Origin of the sequence: Anaerococcus cruorum (assembly GCF_046365495.1) — a bacterium.
GTDB lineage: Bacteria > Bacillota > Clostridia > Tissierellales > Peptoniphilaceae > Anaerococcus > Anaerococcus cruorum.
The window spans coordinates 325,093-342,380 of the sequence record NZ_JBGMEH010000001.1; the positions used below are offsets into that span (position 1 = coordinate 325,093).

Annotated in this window: 12 protein-coding genes; 3 read left to right on the plus strand and 9 right to left on the minus strand. The window is 34.8% G+C overall.

Features of this window, described 5'->3' with window-relative positions:
- The first annotated feature begins 76 nt into the window (after positions 1–76).
- Positions 77–1,624 (plus strand): N-acetylglucosamine-specific PTS transporter subunit IIBC, encoded by a 1,548-nt coding sequence (nagE, locus tag ACCQ40_RS01670; RefSeq protein WP_410032341.1) that lies wholly within the window; start codon positions 77–79, stop codon positions 1,622–1,624.
- Positions 1,625–2,049: 425 nt separating this feature from the next.
- Complete coding sequence (locus tag ACCQ40_RS01675) at positions 2,050–2,973, plus strand: DUF7916 family protein (protein ID WP_410032342.1); 924 nt, start codon at positions 2,050–2,052, stop codon at positions 2,971–2,973.
- A gap of 65 nt (positions 2,974–3,038) precedes the next feature.
- Here ACCQ40_RS01675 and ACCQ40_RS01680 read toward each other — a convergent pair whose 3' ends face one another.
- Both ACCQ40_RS01680 and thrS read right to left on the minus strand, forming a co-directional pair.
- The gene (locus tag ACCQ40_RS01680) at positions 3,039–4,421 is read right to left on the minus strand and encodes an MATE family efflux transporter (RefSeq protein ID WP_410032343.1); all 1,383 of its coding nucleotides are present in this window, start codon (positions 4,419–4,421) and stop codon (positions 3,039–3,041) included.
- Positions 4,422–4,559: 138 nt separating this feature from the next.
- Positions 4,560–6,482, minus strand: coding sequence for a threonine--tRNA ligase (gene thrS, locus ACCQ40_RS01685; protein WP_410032344.1), 1,923 nt, complete (start codon positions 6,480–6,482; stop codon positions 4,560–4,562).
- Between the two features lie 327 nt (positions 6,483–6,809).
- Here thrS and ACCQ40_RS01690 point away from each other — a divergent pair, with 327 nt between their 5' ends.
- Positions 6,810–8,480: an FAD-dependent oxidoreductase gene (locus ACCQ40_RS01690; protein ID WP_410032345.1), complete on the plus strand. Its 1,671-nt coding sequence runs from the start codon at positions 6,810–6,812 to the stop codon at positions 8,478–8,480.
- Positions 8,481–8,686: 206 nt separating this feature from the next.
- On the opposite strand, the gene ACCQ40_RS01695 is transcribed toward ACCQ40_RS01690, so the two are convergent.
- From ACCQ40_RS01695 to ACCQ40_RS01725, 7 genes are all read right to left on the minus strand, one after another.
- Entirely contained in the window at positions 8,687–10,045 is a 1,359-nt protein-coding gene (locus ACCQ40_RS01695) for a hemolysin family protein (protein ID WP_410032346.1), read from the minus strand.
- A 96-nt stretch (positions 10,046–10,141) separates the two neighbouring features.
- On the minus strand, positions 10,142–11,746 hold the full coding sequence (locus tag ACCQ40_RS01700) for a Na+/H+ antiporter NhaC family protein (protein ID WP_410032347.1): 1,605 nt from the start codon (positions 11,744–11,746) through the stop codon (positions 10,142–10,144).
- A 302-nt stretch (positions 11,747–12,048) separates the two neighbouring features.
- The gene (locus tag ACCQ40_RS01705) at positions 12,049–12,777 is read right to left on the minus strand and encodes a V-type ATP synthase subunit D (RefSeq protein WP_394019552.1); all 729 of its coding nucleotides are present in this window, start codon (positions 12,775–12,777) and stop codon (positions 12,049–12,051) included.
- 9 nt (positions 12,778–12,786) lie between these two features.
- Complete coding sequence (locus ACCQ40_RS01710; RefSeq protein ID WP_410032348.1) at positions 12,787–14,154, minus strand: V-type ATP synthase subunit B; 1,368 nt, start codon at positions 14,152–14,154, stop codon at positions 12,787–12,789.
- Complete coding sequence (locus ACCQ40_RS01715) at positions 14,154–15,911, minus strand: V-type ATP synthase subunit A (RefSeq protein ID WP_394019548.1); 1,758 nt, start codon at positions 15,909–15,911, stop codon at positions 14,154–14,156. The genes ACCQ40_RS01710 and ACCQ40_RS01715 overlap by 1 nt, the downstream gene beginning before the upstream one ends.
- A gap of 11 nt (positions 15,912–15,922) precedes the next feature.
- The gene (locus ACCQ40_RS01720) at positions 15,923–16,234 is read right to left on the minus strand and encodes a V-type ATP synthase subunit F (RefSeq protein WP_410032349.1); all 312 of its coding nucleotides are present in this window, start codon (positions 16,232–16,234) and stop codon (positions 15,923–15,925) included.
- Positions 16,227–17,288, minus strand: a complete 1,062-nt coding sequence (locus ACCQ40_RS01725) for a V-type ATPase subunit (protein WP_410032351.1) — start codon at positions 17,286–17,288, stop codon at positions 16,227–16,229. Before ACCQ40_RS01725 ends, ACCQ40_RS01720 begins: the two co-directional genes overlap by 8 nt.

Consider the following 17,288-nt stretch of genomic DNA (forward strand, 5'->3'; position numbering starts at 1 on the left):
AATTGTGTTAATATAAATATGTAAACGATTTTGTTTATCTAGTTAATGTATATTAATAATTATAGGAGGGTAGTTTATGAAAGAAAAACTACAAAGATTAGGTCAATCCCTAATGCAACCGGTAGCAGTTATGCCTCTGGCAGCCTTGCTACTAGGTCTTGGTTATTTAATTGACCCAGAAGGTTGGGGAGCTTCATCACCTATTGCAGCATTTTTAATTTCTGCTGGTGGTGCAGTATTAGATAACCTAGGCATACTTTTTGCAGTCGGTGTTGCATTTGGTATTGCCAAAGAAAACCATGGGGCTAGTGCTCTTGCAGGTTTGGTAGCATTTTTAACACTTTCAAAAATGTTAGCGCCAGAGACAGTTGCCCAACTTAGAAGTCTTGATATTGAGGCTTGGCAAACAGCTGATCCTTTCCAATATTCAGCCTTTAGTAAAATTGGAAATGGAAATGTATTAATTGGTATTTTATCTGGTATTTTAGGTGGAAAGGCCTATGATAGATTCCACGGAACACGCTTGCCAGATTTCTTAGCCTTCTTCTCAGGTAGAAGACTTGTACCAATCATGGCTTCCATTTATGCCTTAGTTTGCTCACTTATTTTAATGTTCTTATGGCCAGTTATTTATTCAGCACTAGCTACATTTGGTGAATTTTTACTAGGTCTTGGTGCAGCAGGTGCAGGTATTTATGGTTTTGCAAACAGACTTTTAATCCCAACAGGCCTTCACCATGCTTTAAACCAAGTATTCTGGTTTGACCTTGTTGGAGTAAATGATATACCAAACTTCTTAAATAACGCAAAAGATACAATCACAGCAACCTACCACCCAGGTATGTATCAAGCAGGATTTTTCCCAATAATGATGTTTGGTTTACCAGGAGCAGCTCTTGCTATGGCTCAAAGAGCAGATGAAAAAAATAAAAAAACTATCAAAGCCCTTATGATTGCAGGTGCACTTGCATCATTTTTAACAGGAGTTACAGAACCACTTGAGTTTGCCTTTATGTTTGCAGCACCACAATTATATTTTATACACGCAGTACTAACAGGTATTTCAGTGTTTGTAGCAGCAAAACTACAAGCATATGCAGGTTTTGGATTCTCAGCAGGACTAATAGACTTTTTCCTATCATCACAAAACCCAATGAGAAATAATATGCTACTTCTAGTTATAATGGGCATAGTATTCTTTGTTCTTTACTATCTAATCTTTAGAACATTAATCGATAAATGGGATATAGCTACCCCAGGTAGAAGTTCAAAATCTCATAAATCAACAATTATAGAAACAGAAGATAAGGGAAGAGTATCAACAGCTGATAAATCAGAAGCAGAAGAGCGTGCAGAGCAAAATGCAAGCGTAAAAGGTTCATACTCTGATACAGCAAGAACAATCCTGGAAGGCCTAGGAGGCCCAGAAAATGTTGATACAACTAGCTATTGTACAACAAGATTACGCCTAACAGTAAAAGATCCAGCAAAAGTTGATGAAGAAAAAATCAAAGCAGCAGGAGTAGCAGGACTAATCAAACCAGGACCAAAAGCAGTCCAAGTAATAATAGGCCCACAAGTTCAGGCAGTCCATGATGAATTTGTAAAACTATTAGGTAAATAAAATCAGCAATGAAAGATAAATCAGCAGGCAGTGCTTGCTGATTTTTTTGTAGAATATATATCTATTTCTAGAAAGTAATAAACAATATGTTATAATAAAAAAGCCTCTCACCTAAGGGGTGAAAGGAGGTGAGTTTTAGAAATGTTTCGATTCATAATGGAAAATTTTATTTTTCCCTTGCTAGTTGGTTTAATACTAGTTTTAATAGAACGAAAATTAGATCAAAAATGCAAGTAAATCAAAAGACAGTAGTTGCAGCTACTGTCTTTTTTGGTGAGTATATACTCTGTTTCGATTCTCATCCTTGTTACCAAGGGCTTTGATAGAGGTGGCTTCTCTTACATATATTATATGTCACAATGAGTGACTTTTCAATTATCTATCAATAAGTAAATATGGGTAAAAAACACTAAAAGGAGTAAAGAATGAAAAGACTATTAAACTTTCAAGGATCAGACTTTTTAAATACAAGTCCCCTAGAATTAAAACAAGCAATCCTAGCCAGTGAAGGCAGGGTTATAGTTTCAGAATCCGTAGTAACCTACCAACCCTATGTAAACGGAGTGACAAATGCTGAGATAGAAAAAGCCTTTGGAGCTGATATATTATTACTAAATATCCTTGACTTAGATAATCCAAAGATAGAAGGAGTGCCAAAAGAAGAAGAAAATCATATTGCCTGGCTTAAAAAAGCTACATCAAGACCACTTGGAGTAAACCTAGAGCCAGTAGATGAAAATGCACCTATGACCCAAGGTAAGGAAGAAATAGCAAAAGGTCGCAAAGCCAGTATAGAAAACTACAAAAAAGCCAATGAGTATGGCCTTGATTTAATATGCCTAACAGGTAATCCAGCCACAGGAGTAACCAACCAAGCTATTTTACAAGCAATTAAAGAGGCCAAAGAAAACTTTAATGGCTTAATTATAGCCGGCAAAATGCATGCAGCAGGCACAGATGGGACAGTAATGGACTTAGAAATTGCCAAAGAATTTGTAAATGCAGGATGCGACATCCTCCTAGTCCCAGCCCCTTACACTATCCCCCACTTTAATGAAAATGACCTAAGAGAAATAGCTGACTACATTAGAGATTATAATAAAGGCAAAGAAATAGATAAAAAAGTTCTGATAATGTCAGCCATAGGCACCAGCCAAGAAACCGCCGACAAAGATACCATAAGACAAATAGCCCTAGCAGCAAAAGCAAACGGAGCCCACCTCCAACACATAGGCGATGCCATGAATGGTATTTCATTACCAGAAAATATATACACTATGGGAGTTGCCATTAGAGGAATAAGATGGCAAATTTATCAGATGAGTTCTTCAATTAGAAGAAATGAGTAAGAAATCATCCACTACCTATATATAGAAAAAACCCAATATTTTTCCCGAAAAAAAAAGACAGTAGTTTATGCTACTGTCTTTACTGGTTCTAGGGTGTCTATCTTATTTTTAACTTCTTTTCTTAGCATCCATGTACAAAGGACTGAGTTTAGGGATTCTGCTATTACAAATGCCCACCACGCTATATTTAGATTACCTGTGCGGCTTAGGGCATAAAATATTGGGATTAGGATTATTAATTGTCTTAAAAATGACTGGAAAATAGCTATTTGCCAGTTTCCTAAGGATTGGAAAACTCCTCCTACTGATACTATTGCTGGGACTGCTACGAGATAGGAGATGGAAACTATTCTCATCATTGGCACTCCTATTTCTATCATGGATTCGGTTGCATTAAAAAATCCTAATAGTTGCCTTGGGAATATCCACATTATAAGTACTGCTATGGCCATTAGTACAAATGAGCTTTTCATAGATAGCCCTATGGATCCTTTTATTCTATCTTTTTTCCTAGCCCCATAATTGTAGGATACTATGGTTGTAAGAGCATTTGATATACCAAATACTGGCAAAAAGGCAAATGATTGAAATTTAAACATTACTCCAAAGGCTGCGATAGCACTTGCTCCAAAGTCTCTTAGGATTAAGTTTATAACAAAAACTACTATAGATCCTATAGTATTCATAACGGTGGTTGGTAAGCCTATCATAAAGATTTGCTTTACTATATCCCCATGGAATCTAAATTTTTTTGATTTAAAGTTAATATCTTTATTTTTTGTTTTATTAAAATAAAAACCTATTAGTGCTCCACCTAACTGTCCTATTACTGTGGCAATGGCAGCTCCCTTTACTTCTAATCTTGGAAAACCAAATAGACCAAATATTAAGATTGGATCAAGGATTAAGTTTATAATTGCCCCTGACATTTGAGTTATCATTGTGTATTTTGTAAGGGATGTGGCTTGTAATAGTTTTTCTGCTAGTACTTGGTAAAATATTCCTATACTAAATATGGTTACTATGTAGGTGTATTCTTTAGTATACGCTGTAACTGTAGCACTTTGGCCTTGGGCATCAGCAAAGGCACCTGTAAATAGTAAGCCTAATAGGGCAAAAACAACATAGGTTATTGCTGAAATTACGATACCGTGGATGGCTACTGATCCTACCCTGTCACGGTTATTTTCTCCTAGAAACCTCGATAAAAGGGCTGAAGCCCCTACTCCTATCCCCACTGCAAAAGCAATCAATATATTTTGCACTGGAAAGGCAAGTGAAACTGCTGTTAGCGCATCCTCTGATACTCTTGCTACAAACATAGAGTCTACTATATTGTAGATTGATTGGACTAACATTGATATAACCATAGGTATTGCCATTTCTAGCAATAATTTATCAATGGCTAAAGTCCCTAGTTTATTTTCTGTTACTTGTATTTCTTCCATAAAATCTCCCTAAAAAATAATTATACATTATATTTAAGCTTATACAGTAAACCCGACTTGCAATTTTCTGTCAATAGTGGCTAGGTAAAGTAAAAAAGCCTAGGAATGTTTTCCCAGACTTTTTTTATAATTTTTTGTTTAGAAAGCAGGATTTACTGATTTGCTATCTCTTTCTTCACTTAATTTTTCGATTAAGTTTTCTACTGAAACTTCTGGTGTTTCTTCACCATCTCTGTTTCTAACTGTTAGTAGTTTTGATTCTTCTTCTTTTTCCCCTACTACTAGCATGTAATTTGCACGCATTAGTTGGGCTTGTCTGATTTTATATCCTACTCCCTCGCTTCTTTTATCAACAGATACTCTAAATCCAGCATCTTTGATTTGTTTTTCTAAATCTTCTGCTGTATCTAGGAATTTGTCTGATACTGGAATGATTACTACTTGTTCTGGGTTTAACCATAATGGGAATCTCCCTGCAAAGTGCTCTGTAAGTACACCGATAAATCTTTCTACTGATCCTAATAATGCTCTGTGAAGCATAACTGGTCTTTGTTTTTCACCATTTTCATCAATGTATGTTAAATCAAAGTTTTGTGGTAGTTGGAAGTCTAGTTGGATAGTACCACATTGCCATGTTCTTTTTGCTGCATCTTCTAAGTGGAAGTCGATTTTTGGACCGTAAAATGCACCATCACCAGGGTTTAGTTCATATTCCATACCACGTTCTTCTAGGGCTGCTTTTAATTGTTCTTCTGCAAAGTCCCAATCTTTGATATCTCCCATAAAGTCATCTGGTCTTGTTGATAACTCTAGTGAATATTTAAAACCAAATGTTGAGTAAAGAAGGTCTGCTAAATCTATCATTTTGTAAACTTCATCTTTGATTTGGCTTGGTAAGCAATAAACATGGGCATCATCTTGGGTAAATGTTCTTACTCTAAATAATCCGTGAAGTGTACCTGATAGTTCGTGTCTGTGTACTTGACCAAATTCTGCAAGTCTAATTGGTAAATCTCTGTATGAGTGTTGGTTTGATGCGTATGTTAAAACTGATCCTGGGCAGTTCATTGGTTTTATAGCATAATCTTCATCATCTATTTTTGTAAAGTACATGTTTTCTTTGTAGTGGTCCCAGTGTCCTGATCTGTGCCATAGTTCTTCGTTCATGATTAGAGGAGTTTTGATTTCTCCATAACCACGTTCTTCTAAAACTTCTCTCCACCAGCCTAGCAATTCATTCATAAGAATCATGCCGTTTGGATGGAAGAATGGGAATCCTGGTCCTTCTTCATGGAAGGCAAATAAATCCATTTCTTTACCGATTTTTCTGTGGTCACGGCGTTCGATTTCTTTTTGTAGCTCTTGCCATTCTTCAAGTTGTTTTGCTTTTTCAAAAGAAATTCCATAAAGTCTTTGAAGCATTTGTCTATCAGAGTCACCTCTCCAGTAGGCACCTGCTATAGTTTTTAGTTTTACTGCCTTGATTTTTTTTGTAGATTCTAAGTGTGGTCCACGACATAGGTCTATGAAGGCATCTCCCATTTTATAAAGAGTAATTAGCTCATCTTCTGGTAGGTCGTTGATTAGTTCAATTTTGTAATCTTGACCCATTTCTTCAAACATTTTTAAAGCTTCCTCACGGGAAATTTCGATTCTTTCCATTTTGTGGTCAGCTTTAGCTATTTCTAGCATTTTTTTCTCAATTTTTTCAAAGTCTTCTGGAACAAATCTGTGGTCTAGTTCCATATCATAATAGAAACCATCAGCAATTGCTGGTCCTATGGCAAATTTTGTATCTGGCCATAAAGCTTGTATTGCTGCTGCCATAACGTGGCTTGATGTATGCCAGAATATTTCTTTACCTTCTGGATCATCAAATTTTACTACTCTAAAGTCACTGTCTTCATTGATTGGTTCCATATAGCCGCGTGTTACACCATTTACAACTGCACCAAGGGCTTGTCTATATAGTCCTTCAGAAATATCTTTTGTAACTTGGCCAACACTTACGCCAGCTTCATATTCTTTTACAGAATTATCTGGTAATGTAATTTTTATCATAATCTCTCCTTTTTAATCCACAAAAAAACCGCCCTTATCGTTACCGATAAAAGGACGGGTTATATCCGTGGTTCCACCTAATATTTGTGCTCATTAAGGTCTTAACGCGACCAACGTTTTAATCTCTTAAAAAACTCCAGGGTGGTTTTTCATAAAAACTCGCATAAGGCTTCTCAGCAGTTGCCTCTCTCTGTGGATACTTATAATTACTACTTTTCCTGTCATAGTTATATATTATATTTTTAGTTTACCACGATAAATTTTTTTTGCAAATGATAATTGGGTAAATATTTAAAAAGTGTTTAGTAAATAGCAAAGGATATACATATGAAAGTAGTAATTGTAGGGGCGGTAGCAGCTGGAGCAACTTTTGCAGCTGCTCTACGCCGTTTAGATGAAAATGTTGAAATAGTTATGTTTGAAAAAGATAGGGATATGAGCTTTGGTAACTGTGAGCTGCCCTATTATTTGTCATACGAAATAAAAGATAGTACCCTTTTAGTCCACAGAGATAGTGAAAAATTTAAAAAGGGTTACAATATCGATGCTTACAACTACCATGAAGTTATAGGTATCAACCGCGAAGAAAAGTATGTCACAGTTTTAGACAAAAGATGCGGCAAAGAATTTAAAGAAACTTATGACTACCTAGTTCTCGCCCCAGGTGCTCATCCAAATATACCAAAATCTATAAAGGGTACTGACAAGGACCATGTTTTTACTATCCGCAATGTAGTAGATGTGGAAAATATCAGAGCCTATTATGAAAATCATAATGCCAAAAATATTTTAGTAGCTGGTGGTGGTTTTATAGCTCTTGAAGCTGCTCATGCCTTAAATGAGCTTGATGATACCAATGTATCCATGTTTGTCAGAAGCAAGATTTTAGGCATGATAGATGATGAACTAGCACCTTTTATCGAAGAAAATATAAAAGAAAATGATGTAAACATCATCCACGAAAAAGAGTTAGTAGAAATCCGTGATGATGAAGTTGCCTTTGCTTCTGGTAAAAAAGTAAAAGCTGATATGGTAATCCTTGCCCTTGGTATGGCTGCCAATAACAAACTTGCAGTAGATGCAGGGTTAGAAATCACAGATAAGGGATCAATAGTAACTGATGAAAATTATCAAACTACCGATCCAAGTATCTATGCCATAGGTGATGCCATTGATATTACAAACTTTATTACAAATGAAAAGCAAAACCTAAAACTAGCCTGGCCAGCTCATAGACAAGCTAAATTTTTAGCAAAACACTTATTAGGTAAGGATGAAGAGCCTTTAAAATATATAGGTACATTTTTAATTAAGTCTTTTGATTTAAATATCGGTATGACAGGACTAAATGAAAAATCCTTGCAAAAATTAGGTTATGACTATGATGTAACCCTCATTTCCCACTCTGATAAGGTTGGTATTATGCCTAGCTCAGAAATGGTTTATATGAAATTGCTTTTTGAAAAAGAAACTGGAAAAATTTACGGAGCCCAAGCTCTAGGTAAGGGAGTTGTGGATAAAAGAATAGATGTCATAGGCACCCTTATAAAAATGGGTGGAACGCTTTCTGATTTATACAACCTAGAACTGGGATATCAGCCATATTATTCTACAACCGAAGATATAAATAATGTCATAGCCAGCCAGGCAATAAATATTTGTAGCGGTCGTTTACCTCACGTCAAATTTTCTGATTTTTGTACTACAAAAGATGAGTATGAGATAATTGATATCAGAAATGAAACAGCCTATGAAGAATGCCACATAAAGGGGGCAAAACTTTTTGAAGGCAAAAAATTACGAGATGAATACGAAAAACTTCCTAAAGATAAGAAAATTTTATTTTATGATGAAACAGGAGTCCAAAGCTCCAATATGATAAAAATGCTCCATAACCTAGACTTTTATAATATATATATGTTAGATGGTGGCCTGCTTTATTTTAGAAAGTATGATGAGTACTTTAAGCTGGGTATGCTTTGTGATGGGGATGAATAGAAATAAAATTTTAAAAAGTCTTCTGTTCGTAAAAAATTGCCATAAATTCTAATTGAAGAAATTCGATAAAAAATTGCACTGTTTGAGTGTACGCGAGTTTGCAATTTTTAGAATTTTGAAATTATGAATTTATCAATTTTTGAAGTCAGTTTTGTTTTTTAAAATTTTTATATTGATATAAGAAAAATCACCCAAATCGGGTGATTTTAATTTTTAGAATCTTCACCAATTATTACTTCATTATCATTGGCGTTTGTTTCTTCTTTTAATTTTCTTATCCTGCATGCCTTTATCCTATTATCCTCGATATATAGGATTTTTATTTCGTAACCATTGTAAATAATAGTCTCATTGACTCCTTCTTCTGGAATATAACCTAGGGAATCAATTATAAATCCACCTAGAGAATCAAAGTTTTCATTATCCTCATCTATCTCGATAGGGATTTTTTCGTTTAAGTCTTTGATATTCATTGAAGCTTTTACAACGTAGACCCCTTTGCGATTTTCTCTAAATTCGCTAGAAAGATTCATACCCTCATCTAAGTCTCCTACAATCTCTTCTAGGAGGTCATCTATGGTTACTACTCCTGCAAATCCACCATATTCATCAATTAAAACTGCCATATGAATATGTTTTATCTGCATATCGGCAAATAATTTATCTGTTTCAATTTTATCTGGTGCAAAATATGCAGGTTTTATTAGACTTCTTAGATGGACATTTTTTATTCCAACCCTAGTTGCTTCTAATAGATAATCTTTGGTATAAAGAATACCTAAGATATTATCTACCTCATCTTCATAGACTGGAATACGGGAATGTTTTATCTTTGTAAATTCATCTAACCAAGTTTTTTCATCATCATTTACATCTATCATAAAAACATCAGTTCTTGCTGTCATTATCTCTTCGGCAATGAGATCATCAAAGCCCATGATGGAATGAATCATTTTTGATTCCATAGGGCGGATTATCCCTTGGTTTTCCCCAACTTGAACTATTGATTTAATCTGCTCACTGGTTACTGCTTTTTCTATTCCCTTGGCTTCTATGCTAAAGATTTTCATTAAGAAATTTGTTACAGATGTAGTTATAGAAACTAAAGGTTTGGTTAAAAACATTACAAACCTAGTAATACCAACAGTATATCTGGTTATTTTCATAGGAAATCTTACGCCGATTCTTTGAGGAATCTTATCTACAAATATAACTTTTATAATTGTATATATAACTATGACAATAAAAGTCATCCACCCTAAAGAAAGCATACCGCCAAAGAAAAATCCATTAGAAGTTAAATCACTTAATCTTTTTGTAAAATAAGCGATTGTTAATAGGGAAAATATTATATTTACTATGCCAAAAGATTGATTGAGTCTATCTTGATCAGATATAATCTTTAGAATAACCCTTGTTTTTGCATCATTTTCTTTATCTTCTTCTAATCTCATAGGGTTTAATGTAATTAATCCTGTATGAATAGCTGTAAAAGTACCGTTAATAATTAAAAGTAAAATTACAACAAGACTTGTAATTAAGCTGTGGTAGGGGCCTTGGTCCATTTATATTCTCTCCGTTCTTTTCTATCTTAGAATGAGTATATACATTATTTTACCCATTGTCAAAACATTTTTATTATAAAAAGAGTTCAACTCCCATTATAAGCTGAACTCTTTTTTATTTTTTAATTTTAGTACGTACATTAACACAAAAATTACTATCACACCAAAAGATAAAGATATAAGAGCGGAATGAGTAAATCCTGCTATGATATATGCTACTGCAGATATAGCCGCAACACTAATACCATATGGTAACTGAGTTTTAACATGGTCTATATGAATACAACCTGCTCCTGTGGATGACATTATAGTTGTATCGGATATTGGAGATAAGTGGTCTCCACAAACTGCTCCCGAAAGAGTAGCTGATATTCCTATAAAAAATAATGGATCTGTCGGCTCAAACATAGATATTACAATTGGTATCAAAATTCCAAAAGTTCCCCAGCTTGTTCCAGTAGCAAAGGCAAGAAATATTGCAACTATAAAAATTACAACTGGTAAAAATGAATTTAAACTTCCTGCTACATTTTCCATAAGTCCACCTACATATTGAGTTGAACCCAATAAATCGTTTGATATATTCTTTAAACTTGTAGCCATTGTCAAAATCAAAATAGCTGCTACCATAGAAGAAAAACCTTCAGAAATAGCATCCATTGATTTTTCAAAAGTTATGGATTTTTTCACTACAAAAAATATTATAGTGATTATTAGCGCAATAATAGATCCCATAGCTAGAGCTATTGATGAATCTGTGTTGGCAAAAGCATTTACAAAATCGTGATAAAAAGGACTTTCTAAATCGAAAAATCCACCTACATTAATTAAGCTTGTAACACAAGATATAATCAAAATTAAAACAGGAAAAACTAAGTCAATTACAGACCCATTTGCATTTTGATCTGAAACAATAGTTGTAGAATCTTTGCTAATACCTAGATATCCTTCCTCTATAGCCCTTTGTTCATATTTTTTCATTGGCCCAAAATCATTATCAAAGGCTATAATATTTATTACAAAAACCAAGGTCAAAAGTGAATAAAAGTTAAAAGGAATGGCTCTTATAAACAATTCTATTCCTGACATATGACTACTTTCGGCATATCCTGAAACAGCAGCCGCCCATGAAGAAATAGGAGCTATCATGCAAACAGGTGCAGCAGTTGCGTCTATTATGTAGGCAAGCTTTGCTCTTGATACCTTATGAGAATCAGTTATAGGTTTCATAACAGAGCCACTTGTTAAACAATTAAAATAATCGTCAATAAATAACATTATACACATACAAAATGTAGCAAGCTGTGAGCCTTTTCTAGTCTTTATTTTGGAATTCGCCCAATTTCCAAATGCTTTGGATCCTCCTGAATAATTTATAAGTACAACCATTATTCCAAGAACTACTAAAAATATAAAAATTCCTGAACTTCCTGAAATAGAAGCAATAAATCCTTCTTCTACTAAATTATTTAGAAAAACTCCAAATGAGCCTCCTGATGCTAAAATAGCACCTGTAACAATCCCTAAAAATAAAGATGAAAATACTTCTTTAGTAAATAATGCCACAAAAATAGCTACTAAAGGTGGAAAAAGTGACCAAACACTAGCCTCAGTAGCTTCTCCTGTCATTGCAATATATATAGCTAGCCCTAAAGACAACAATGCGACCCCAAGGGCTGGTTTTAATTTTTTAGTATCCATAAAAAACCTCTCTATGAGTTTTAAATATTTATAAAAACGTATTTTATATAATTAAACTCAAATATTTTGACGTATGTCTTACATTATACTTAATTTTTTTATATATAAAAGTATTCTAAAAATTTTGTAGCTTTTAAAACATTATAATTAGGCACAAAAAAAGAAGACCTACGGTCCTCTTCTTCCATTTATTCTACTTTTCTACATTAAGGGTAATCTTTCCCTTATGTATAGCAACTACGATAGATTTTGACATTTAAAAAGCTATCGTAATTACATTTATATACTAATATAGAGACTTATTACTCCTTAGATAAAGTAGGTCTGCTATCGCCTGTTGGACTTAATCCATCTTGATTTTCTCTAAATCCTGGTTCATCTAAAGTATCTGTTACATCAGGATCTGAGATAATATCTTTTACTTTCATCAGTCTTGCGATAGTTGCCCTTTCATTTTCTTCTAGTTTTGCTCTAATATACTTAATAGTTTCTTCCAAGTCTGGGATAGTACGGTATTCTAGAGCATTTACACGTCTACGTGTAGATTCAATTTCATCTGCCATAAGCTGGGTAGTTTTTTCTAGCTCTGCAAGTTTTAAAAGTTTTTCTGTAACTTCATTTAGTCCTGCAATTGCTTGATCTAGGCCTGCTGATGTTTCAGCATAACCATATGAATACATACTTGCATCCTTATTTTGTTCTACCTGAAACTCCATTTCAGGAATTCTAACACTCATGACATTTTTAACACCTATATCAACACCAACTTTTTGTGTAGGAAAGCTAACTGCTGCCTCCATTGATTCTGGGCTCATAAAGGCACTTGCGATAAGGAAGTCAGAAAAAGAATCAGAAAGTTCTTTTTCTACTTCTTCTCTTAAAGTTTTATTTTCGCGGATTAAAATCATAAATTGACGCATAAGTTCATCTTGTTTGTCTTTTAATAATTTATAACCACGTTTACTTGTGCCAAGCCTTTCTTTTAAGGTGTTAAGATTCATCCTAGTTGGCGTTACTTTTAGTCTTGCCATTTTTATCACCTAATCCATATATTTTTCAATTAGGGCATCATCAATTCTCTTAAGTTCTGATCTTGGAATTAGTTTTAATAATTCCCAACCAAGATTTAGAGTTTCTTCGATGGTTCTATTTGTGTAATATCCTTGGTTAATATATCTTTCTTCAAATTGTTTAGCAAATTCAGCAAATGCAAGGTCTGCCTCTGAAAGTGCTGAGTCACCTAAGATTTTTTGTAGCTCACGAGCATCAACCCCTGATGCGTATGCTGCATAAATTTGGTTCATAGTGCCAGCATGGTCTTCACGAGTTTTACCTTTACCTATACCCTTATCTTTTAGACGTGATAAAGATGGAAGGATAGAAACTGGTGGCTCTACACCTTGGTTATATAATTCACGGTTAAGGATTATTTGTCCTTCTGTGATGTAGCCTGTAAGGTCTGGGATTGGGTGAGTGATATCATCTTCTGGCATTGATAAAATAGGAATTTGTGTAATAGTTCCTGGTTTGCCACGAAGTTTTCCAGCTCTTTCATAGATTGTAGAAAGGTCTGTATATAGATATCCTGGGTAACCACGACGTCCTGGTACCTCTTTACGAGCAGCTGATACTTCACGTAAGGCTTCTGCGTAGTTGGTCATATCTGTCATGATTACTAGTACTTGCATATCTTTTTCATATGCTAGGTATTCTGCACAAGTTAAAGCCATTTTTGGTGTAGATAGACGTTCGATAGCTGGGTCATCTGCAAGGTTCATAAATAATACTGAACGGTCAAGTGCTCCAGTTTTTCTAAAGTCATCTAAGAAAAATTGTGCTTCTTCAAAAGTAATACCGATAGCTGCAAATACTACCGCAAAACCCTCATCATCGTTTAGTACTCTTGCTTGACGGGCAATTTGTGCTGCTACTTGGTTGTGTGGCAGACCGTTTCCTGAGAAAATAGGAAGCTTTTGTCCACGTACAAGGGTATTTAGTCCGTCAATAGTAGAAATACCTGTTTGGATAAATTCTGATGGGTAGTCACGGCTTACAGGGTTTATAGCTGTACCGTTTACATCACGTTTTTCTTCTGGAATTATAGCTGGACCATCATCGATTGGTTCACCAAGTCCATTAAAGGCACGGCCAACCATATCTTCTGAAACGCCAAGTTCTAGTGGACGTCCTAAAAATCTTACAGAAGTAGATTCAAGGTTGATACCTGTTGATCCTTCGAAAAGTTGGACCATAGCACGGCCTTCTTCTATTTCTATAACACGACCACGGCGGCGTTCGCCAGTTTGCATTTCTATGTCTACAAGTTCATCGAAGCTAACACCTTCAACACCTTCAACAAGCATTAGAGGCCCAACAACTTCGGTTACTGTTTTATATTCTTTTAACATTATGCCTCCCTTGATAATTGACTAATTTCATTGTCAACTTGTGCTTTGATGTCTGTTAGTTTTTCTATGTCATCTTCGCTTACAAATTTTGCTCTTGTAATTCTTTCATGAACAGGTAGATTTTCTAGTTTTTCAATCTCTACACCATTTGATAATGCTTCTAGAGATCTATCATAGTTATAAAGAATTAAATCAAGCATGATGTTTTGCTTTCTAAGTGAACAGAATGTATCTACATCATGGAATGCGTTTTGTTGTAAGTAATCTTCTCTGATTGATTTTGTAACATTTAGTTTTAATTTATCATCATCACTTAATGCATCACGACCTACTAGTCTTACAACTTCTTGTAATGAAGATTCTTGTTGTAATAAACTCATAGCACGTTTTCTCATAGTTGAGAAGCTTTCATTTATGTTTTGGTCGATGTATTGATCCATCTTATCTTGGTATAAAGAATAAGAAGATAACCAGTTAATAGCTGGGAAGTGACGTTGGTAAGATAGGTCATAATCAAGTCCCCAGAATACTTTTACTATACGTAAAGTAGCTTGGGTAACTGGTTCTGAAAGGTCCCCACCTGGAGGGCTTACAGCTCCTATAACTGTTAATGATCCTTCTTCATCTCTATTTCCTAAAACTTCAACTTTACCACTTCTTTCATAGAAGTCTGCGATTCTAGATGCAAGATAAGCTGGGAAACCTTCATCCCCTGGCATTTCTTCCAAACGACCAGACATTTCACGAAGAGCCTCTGCCCAGCGGCTTGTTGAGTCAGCCATCATAGCTACGTTATAACCCATGTCACGGAAATATTCTCCAAGGGTAATACCTGTATAAATACTTGCCTCACGAGCTGCTACTGGCATGTTTGATGTATTTGCAATAAGGATAGTTCTCTCCATTATTGATTCGCCTGTTCTAGGGTCTATTAGTTCTGGGAATTCGTTAAGTACGTCAGTCATTTCGTTACCACGTTCTCCACAACCTACATAAACTACCATGTCTGCATCAGCAAATTTTGCAATTTGGTGTTGTACTACTGTTTTACCAGATCCAAATGGTCCTGGGATTGCAGATGTACCACCTTTCGCAACTGGGAAGAATGTATCTATAACCCTTTGACCTGTAATAAGTGGTTCGTTAGGATCAAGTTTTCTTCTTGATGGACGAGCTTGTCTTACTGGCCATTTTTGAATCATATTGATTTCTTTATCGCCATCTTCTGTCTCAATTACTGCAACTGTTTGGTCTACAGTAAATTCTCCAGCTTTTATATCTTTTAATTTTCCTTCGATTCCATAAGGAACCATGATTTTATGTGTAAGTACATTTGTTTCTTCTACTGTACCAATAACATCACCTGCTACTACTTGATCGCCTGCATTTTTTGTTGGGACAAATTCCCATTTTGTTTCACGATTTAAAGCTGGTGCTGTAACTCCTCTTTCTAGGAATGACCCTGCAAGGTCTTCAAGTTTTTCTAGAGGTCTTTGGATACCATCGTACATGTGACGAAGCATTCCAGGTCCAAGTTCAACTGATAGAGGACGGCCTGTAGATACTACTGGGTCTCCAGGTCCTATACCTGTTGTTTCTTCATAAACCTGAATACTTGCAACATCTCCTCTCATCTCAATTATTTCGCCGATGAGCTTATCTTTTGATACCTCAACCACGTCATAGATATTCGCATCAGATAATCCGCTAGCTTCTATCAATGGTCCTGATACTTTAGTAATTTTACCTTCTTTCAAATTAAGCTCCTTTAATTTAGAATATTGGCTCCAACAGCCTTTTCTACTGATTTGTTTATATCAGCAAGACCTATGCCCATTGATCCCTTATTTCCAGGGATTAAAATGATAGCTGGAGTCATTTGATCTCTATATTTATCAATTGTAGATGGGATTTCTTTAGCAAATTTTTCTGTTATAAATATTACGCCAACATCTTCTTTGGCTAAATTATTTATAGTATCTGCTGCTTCTTTGCCATCTATAACTGTATATACTTCTACACCGAGTGCCTTAAAGGCAAGGACAGAATCCTTATCCCCGATTACTGCTACTCTATGCATAAGTCTCACGCAACCTTTCTAATGTAAATTCTTTTGGTAATGAATTTAGTTTTGATACTAGAATGATCCTTAAGTTTTTTATCTCTGCTTCTTTAGAAATGATATAATTCATTAAAACTTCAGGGCCATAGGTCATAGATTTCGCAAGTCTTGAGTAATCCATTTGGTGATCATCAATTGCTTTTTCAAGGTCTAGTAAGTTTTGGTCTAATGTTTTATCCTCATCTAAAGACCTTACCAGATATTTATTGATATTTTCATTTGATAATTTTACCACAATATGGTTTACATCTGCTGGTGCAAGTTCTACTAATCTTTCTGGCTCTATAAAACCGCCATCGATTAGGGCATCTTTTAAATCACTTGCTTGGCTGCCTTGAGCTTTGATACGTAAAAGAGTTTTAATATTGATTAAATCAATTCTTTCTTTTGTATATTTTGTAAGCTCTTCTAGGTCTATTTCCTTAGCATCTTTTAAAAGTTTTTCATAATATGACTTATCAAGGCTAATATCTATATCTTTTGGATTGTTAGTATCCCTAAATTTTGCTAGGGCAGTTTTACCATAATCTACGTAAATGTCATTGCTATTTACTGATTTATTTAATGGCTTATATCCATCGATATCTAGGCCTTCTAAAAAGCCTACTTCGATATTATCAGTTGATAAGTGTCTTTTGATATAAGCTAGGTCTATATTTCCTATATCGCTATATAAATTTGCATAAGACTCATTTTGAACAATTTCTCTTACTAATACTTTAAGGTTATGAAAATTATATCTTTCTCTAAAGTATTGGAGAATATTATCATCTCCTGCTGTTTGTTCTATAAGTTCATAGGAATTTTTTAGCTCTTGATCTAAGATTTTTTCATATTCTTCTGGTCGCCCTAGCTCTTGAATGGATTCTCTATAAGAAGAATCATTTAAAGCGCCTAGGACTTCACCTACTGAATCATAGTCATTTAATCTTTCTAGGTCATTTCTAGTAAGGAGGTTATTTTCGCGTATTCTAGTTGAGATAGATCCACCTATATAGTTATCTCTATTCAT

What these genes read in the sequence shown, in the direction of transcription:
- ACCQ40_RS01675 (WP_410032342.1), top strand. Translation starts at nt 2,050, where the DNA reads ATGAAAAGACTATTAAACTTTCAAGGATCAGACTTTTTAAATACAAGT.
- ACCQ40_RS01680 (WP_410032343.1), bottom strand. Translation starts at nt 4,421, where the DNA reads ATGGAAGAAATACAAGTAACAGAAAATAAACTAGGGACTTTAGCCATT.
- ACCQ40_RS01695 (WP_410032346.1), bottom strand. Translation starts at nt 10,045, where the DNA reads ATGGACCAAGGCCCCTACCACAGCTTAATTACAAGTCTTGTTGTAATT.
- ACCQ40_RS01710 (WP_410032348.1), bottom strand. Translation starts at nt 14,154, where the DNA reads ATGTTAAAAGAATATAAAACAGTAACCGAAGTTGTTGGGCCTCTAATG.
- ACCQ40_RS01725 (WP_410032351.1), bottom strand. Translation starts at nt 17,288, where the DNA reads ATGAATAGAGATAACTATATAGGTGGATCTATCTCAACTAGAATACGC.
- ACCQ40_RS01705 (WP_394019552.1), bottom strand. Translation starts at nt 12,777, where the DNA reads ATGGCAAGACTAAAAGTAACGCCAACTAGGATGAATCTTAACACCTTA.
- ACCQ40_RS01720 (WP_410032349.1), bottom strand. Translation starts at nt 16,234, where the DNA reads ATGCATAGAGTAGCAGTAATCGGGGATAAGGATTCTGTCCTTGCCTTT.
- nagE (WP_410032341.1), top strand. Translation starts at nt 77, where the DNA reads ATGAAAGAAAAACTACAAAGATTAGGTCAATCCCTAATGCAACCGGTA.
- thrS (WP_410032344.1), bottom strand. Translation starts at nt 6,482, where the DNA reads ATGATAAAAATTACATTACCAGATAATTCTGTAAAAGAATATGAAGCT.
- ACCQ40_RS01700 (WP_410032347.1), bottom strand. Translation starts at nt 11,746, where the DNA reads ATGGATACTAAAAAATTAAAACCAGCCCTTGGGGTCGCATTGTTGTCT.
- ACCQ40_RS01690 (WP_410032345.1), top strand. Translation starts at nt 6,810, where the DNA reads ATGAAAGTAGTAATTGTAGGGGCGGTAGCAGCTGGAGCAACTTTTGCA.